This is a genomic window from Sphingomonas sp. (genome assembly GCF_031361285.1).
Lineage (GTDB): Bacteria > Pseudomonadota > Alphaproteobacteria > Sphingomonadales > Sphingomonadaceae > Sphingomicrobium.
This window is the reverse complement of sequence record NZ_JANMCO010000001.1, coordinates 1-4,926: the sequence shown is the minus strand read 5'-3', so window position 1 is coordinate 4,926 and position 4,926 is coordinate 1. Positions and strand designations below refer to the sequence as shown.

Here is a 4,926-nt window from a genome sequence, read left to right as displayed (position 1 = left end):
TCAAAGGTGGTGAAGCGCGCGCCGCAATCCTCACATTGGCGGCGGCGGCGGATCGCGGCGCTATCCTCGCTCGGCCGGCTGTCCTTGACCTGGCTATTTTCGTGCGCGCAAAACGGACAGCGCATCAGAGAACGCCTGCGTGAACGGCCACTAAAACGCTATCCCTGGTAAATCGGAAAGCGCGCGCAGAGCGCTCGGACGCGGATGTTGACCGTTTTCTCGACCGCGCCGTTGTTCTCCAGGCCATTCGCAACCAGCCCGTCGAGGACGTCGGCGACCATGTCGGCGATGTCCCTGAACTCGGCCTCGCCAAATCCCCGCGTGGTGCCGGCGGGCGATCCGACGCGGATGCCGCTGGTCTGCATCGGCGGCAGCGGGTCGAACGGCACGCCATTCTTGTTGCAGGTGATGCCGGCCCGCTCGAGGCTCTCGTCGGCGTCGCGGCCGGTGAGCTACAAGGGCCGCAACTCGACCAGCGCCAAATGCGTGTCGGTGCCGCCGGCGACGAGGTCCGCTCCGCGCTCCTTCAAGCGACCGGCGAGCATCCGAGCGTTGGCGATCACCGCCTTGGCATAGGTCTTGAAGCCGGGCTCCAGCGCCTCGCCGAACGCGACGGCCTTGGCGGCGATGACGTGCATTAACGGCCCGCCCTGCAAGCCCGGGAAGACCGCCGAATTGACCTTCTTGGCGATCGCCTCGTCATCGGTCAGGACCATGCCGCCGCGCGGCCCGCGCAGGGTCTTGTGGGTGGTAGTCGTGACGACATGGGCGTGGCCGAACGGGGTCGGGTGCTCGCCCGCCGCGACCAATCCCGCGAAGTGCGCCATGTCGACGAACAGATAAGCGCCAACCTCGTCGGCGATGGCCCGGAAGCGGGCGAAATCGAGGATGCGCGGATAGGCCGAGCCGCCAGCGATGATCAGCTTGGGCTTATGCTCGCGAGTGAGGCGTTCTACCTCGTCGAAGTCGACCAGATGATCGTCGGGGCGGACGCCATATTGGATGGCGTTGAACCATTTGCCCGACTGCGCCGGTGGGGCGCCGTGTGTCAAATGCCCGCCCGCCGCCAGGCTCATCCCGAGGATGGTGTCGCCGGGTTTCAACAACGCCATCATCACCGCGCCATTGGCTTGCGCGCCCGAATGCGGCTGGACGTTGGCGAAGCCGCAGCCGAACAAGCGCTTGGCGCGCTCGATCGCCAGCGTTTCGACCGCGTCCGACGGCCCGCAGCCCTGGTAATAGCGGCGGCCCGGATAGCCTTCCGCATATTTGTTGGTCAGCACCGACCCCTGCGCCTCGAGCACCGCGCGGCTGACGATATTCTCCGACGCGATCAGCTCGATCTGGGTCTGCTCGCGTTCCAGCTCGGCGCGGACCGCGTCGGCGACCGCTGGGTCGGCATCGCTCAACCGCCGGGTGAAGAAGCCTGCCGGTTGGACGTCGGTCAAATTCGCCGCGGTGGCCATCAGTCGCTGTCCTGCACGAGGGATGAGAGCTGGTCGACGCGCCGCTGGTGGCGCCCGCCGGCGAAGTCGGTGTCGAGGAAGGCCAGGACGCAGGCCTTGGCCATGTCGCTGCCGATCAGCCGCGCGCCCAGCGCGATAACGTTGGCGTCATTATGGGTCCGCGCCAGCTCGGCCGACAAAGGCTCGTTGACCTGCGCGCAGCGGCATTCGGCGAAGCGATTGACGGCGATGGCGATGCCGATGCCCGAACCGCACACGGCGATGCCGCGCTCGGCCTCGCCGGAGCCTACCGCGCGGGCCAGCTTGGCGCCATATTCGGGGTAATCGACGCTTTCCGGCCCGTTGGTGCCGAGGTCGGTGACATCGTGCCCCGCCTCACGCAGCCACGCCGCGAGTTCATCCTTGAGGACGTATCCGGCATGGTCGGCGGCGACGGCGATGCGCATGCGGATTGCCTAGGCCAAGGCCGGCAGATTCGCCAGTGCCCGCCAGTCGAATCCTCCCGGCGCTTTGTCGAGCGGCGCTGTCAGCCTGCGGATTCGGGCCAACGCCCAGTCGCTGTTCTTCGAGCCGATGACCAGAAGCGTCTACCAGGAAGCGCGCGGGGTCCCTATAGTCCAAGGTGAGGGCAGCCCCGAGCCTGACGTGCCAAGGGACACTCCTCCCAAGGCGCGCAGCAAGCATCACAAAAGCTAGGCGGCGAGCTTGAGCTCCAGCCGGCTCGATCAACGTCACCTGCAACCGCTTGAGCTCGATTACTTCTCGCGGCGGTAAGCCTCGTTACGGCACGCGCTTCAATATGCATTGGGCGAGATTGCCCGGAAGCGTACCCGAAGACGACCCAAGAATGATCTGCATTTCATCGACACTTCTAAGGACGAATTGAACTTCGTTGATCTTGCCATCCCGGACAATCGTGAAAGCGCCCTCTCCCCACTGGAAGACAGCGTGTTCTCTGATTGATGCGGTTCCAGCGAATGCATCTCTTGCGATTTGATTGTCCGAGGTGTTGCGCCGTGTTTCTCCCGTCACATTGCCGGTAGAATCGAATCTGACGCACATCATCACAGTAAGTGGTGCATAATTTGGGAGCATGGGTAGCGAGCTCGCGCCTTGCGGCGGATCGACAAGCCGAAGCGCATCAAAGGTTCCGACCCAGGATCCCTTCAGGACCTCGGTAGTGTCGCCAAGATGGACCTGCTCATCTACGTTTGGCCGCATATTTGATCGAATATCGCTCATTGCAACGAACGAACCCCCTTCGCAGCGAGATTGTCAAGCCGCCAGCCTGAGCTCCAGCCGGTCCCAGATCTCGACCAGCGCCTTGGTCAGCTCGTCCATCATCGCGGGCGTGTGGCACGGGCCGGGGGTGAAGCGCAGGCGTTCGGTGCCGCGCGGCACGGTCGGGTAATTGATCGGCTGGACGTACAGCCCATACTCGGCGAGCAAGATGTCGCTGATGCGCTTGGCCTTGACCGGGCAGCCGACCAGCAGCGGCACGATATGGGTGACGCTAGGCATCAGCGGCAGGGCCGCTTCGATGAACTTGCCCTTGAGTGTCGCCGCCATCGCCTGCTGCGCGTCGCGCTCGGCAGAGGATGCCTTGAGGTGGCGGACGCTCGCGAGTGCGCCGGCGACCAGCACCGGCGATAGCGAAGTGGTGAAGATGAACCCCGGCGCGTAGCTGCGGATGCAGTCGATGATGTTGCGGTCGGCCGCAATATAGCCACCCATCACGCCAAATGCCTTGCCGAGCGTGCCCTCGATCAGGGTGAGGCGGTGGGCAACACCGTCGCGCTCCGAAATGCCGCCGCCATGCTCCCCGTACATGCCGACCGCATGGACCTCGTCGAGGTAAGTGAGGGCGCCGTAGCGGTCGGCGAGGTCGCAGATTGCGGTGATGGGAGCAATGTCGCCGTCCATCGAATAAACACTCTCGAACGCGACCAGCTTGGGGGTTTCGGGATCCTCGGCGGCGAGCAGCTCCTCGAGGTGCGCCAGATCGTTGTGGCGAAAAACGCGCTTGTCGCAGCCGCTGCTGCGGATGCCGGCGATCATCGAGGCGTGGTTCAACTCGTCGGAAAAGATCACGCAGCCGGGGAGCAATTTGCCGAGGGTCGACAGCGCCGCCTCGTTCGACACATAGCCCGAGGTGAACAGCAAAGCGCCTTCCTTGCCGTGGAGGTCGGCGAGCTCGGCCTCAAGGTCGACGTGATAATGGGTGTTGCCGCCGATGTTGCGGGTGCCGCCCGAACCGGCGCCGACGTCATGCAACGCGGTTTCCATCGCCTCAACCACGGCGGCATGCTGGCCCATGCCGAGATAGTCGTTGGAGCACCACACGGTGATCGGCTTGGGGCCGTTGTGGCCGGCGAAGCAGCGGGCGTCGGGGAACGAGCCTTTGGTGCGCAAGATGTCGATGAACACGCGGTAGCGGCCCTCGTCGTGAAGGCGCTCGATCGCGGACCTGAAGATGCGGTCGTAATCCAACTGGTTTGAAGCTTCCCTGGCTCTCTTGTCGCCCTTTAGCTCTGGCGGTCGGGCAATTCCATTGCGAACGACTCGCAACAGCTCACAGTAACCGGATGTCTTCGAGGGCAAATCGCGCCAGCGAATGGCGCAGGGGTCCGCTGGGGGGGGCGCCGGTGAACAAGGCAATGCCGGGTGGAGGCGCTTCCGGCCAGGCCTGGTCGCGGGTTAGATAGGCAATCCGTCGCGCGATCCCGGGCCCGCCATCGATCAGCGCAACGCTGGGGAAGGCGGAGCGAAGCTCCTCGTCGAGCAACGGAAAATGGGTGCAGGCGAGAACGACGACGTCGATCTCGGCGCCACGATCGGCGTCGAACATTGGCTGCGCGGCGGCGCGGACCGCCTTGACGCTGACCGCCTCGCCGGCAAGCTTGGCCTCGGCCAGCTCGACCAGTTCGGGCGAGCCGTGGCGGATGACAGTGCAGTCGGCGGCGAAGCGCGCGGCGAGGTCGTCGACATAGGGTTGGCGAACGGTCGCCTGGGTCCCGAGCACGCCGATCACGCGACTTCTCGACATTTCCGCGGCCGGCTTGATCGCCGGGACGGTGCCGACCACCGGCAGGTCCAAGGCCGAGCGCGCATGATCGAGCGCAATCGTCGATGCGGTATTGCATGCGATCACCACCAGCCGCGGATGGAAGCGCTCGACCAGCGGCTCGAGCAGGGCCGGGACTCGCTCCGCGATGTCCGCCTCGCTCCGCGCGCCGTAAGGGAAGCCGGCGTTGTCGGCGACATAGACGATCGGAGCGGTCGGCAAGAGCGCCAGCGTCGGCCGCAGCACCGACAACCCGCCAACGCCGGAATCAAAGAACAGCAAGGGGGCGGCGGGGTTCATTGGGCGCTGTGTGGCGTGGCCGCTCACTTGCTGCAAGGGCGGGATTGTTGCGTAGCCGTTCGATTTGCTACCACGGGCCCCATGACCGCAGATCTG

General features: G+C 65.1%; 4 protein-coding genes and 2 pseudogenes. All 6 read right to left on the bottom strand.

Translation table 11 applies throughout. The annotated features are described in order from the left end of the window. A pseudogene (locus RMO25_RS00030) lies at window positions 1-125 on the bottom strand (transcriptional regulator NrdR); the annotation flags it as partial. A gap of 33 nt (window positions 126-158) precedes the next feature. Further along, a pseudogene (gene glyA, locus RMO25_RS00025) lies at window positions 159-1,466 on the bottom strand (serine hydroxymethyltransferase). After that, window positions 1,466-1,912: a ribose 5-phosphate isomerase B gene (gene rpiB / locus RMO25_RS00020; protein WP_309660554.1), complete on the bottom strand. Its 447-nt coding sequence runs from the start codon at window positions 1,910-1,912 to the stop codon at window positions 1,466-1,468. The pseudogene glyA and the gene rpiB overlap by 1 nt, the downstream one beginning before the upstream one ends. A gap of 334 nt (window positions 1,913-2,246) precedes the next feature. Beyond that, a complete protein-coding gene (locus RMO25_RS00015; protein WP_309660553.1) occupies window positions 2,247-2,708 on the bottom strand; it encodes a hypothetical protein in 462 nt (153 codons plus the stop codon). Between the two features lie 33 nt (window positions 2,709-2,741). Beyond that, window positions 2,742-3,956 carry a 5-aminolevulinate synthase gene (hemA, locus tag RMO25_RS00010; RefSeq protein WP_309660552.1) on the bottom strand — a complete coding sequence of 405 codons (1,215 nt, stop codon included), beginning with the start codon at window positions 3,954-3,956 and terminating at the stop codon, window positions 2,742-2,744. An 82-nt stretch (window positions 3,957-4,038) separates the two neighbouring features. After that, on the bottom strand, window positions 4,039-4,830 hold the full coding sequence (murI, locus tag RMO25_RS00005; RefSeq protein ID WP_309660551.1) for a glutamate racemase: 792 nt from the start codon (window positions 4,828-4,830) through the stop codon (window positions 4,039-4,041). Window positions 4,831-4,926 lie beyond the last annotated feature (96 nt).

Bases quoted from the DNA above. Each gene is read 5' to 3' on its own strand.
- rpiB (WP_309660554.1), bottom strand. From the start codon at position 1,912: ATGCGCATCGCCGTCGCCGCCGACCATGCCGGATACGTCCTCAAGGAT.
- murI (WP_309660551.1), bottom strand. From the start codon at position 4,830: ATGAACCCCGCCGCCCCCTTGCTGTTCTTTGATTCCGGCGTTGGCGGG.
- RMO25_RS00015 (WP_309660553.1), bottom strand. From the start codon at position 2,708: ATGAGCGATATTCGATCAAATATGCGGCCAAACGTAGATGAGCAGGTC.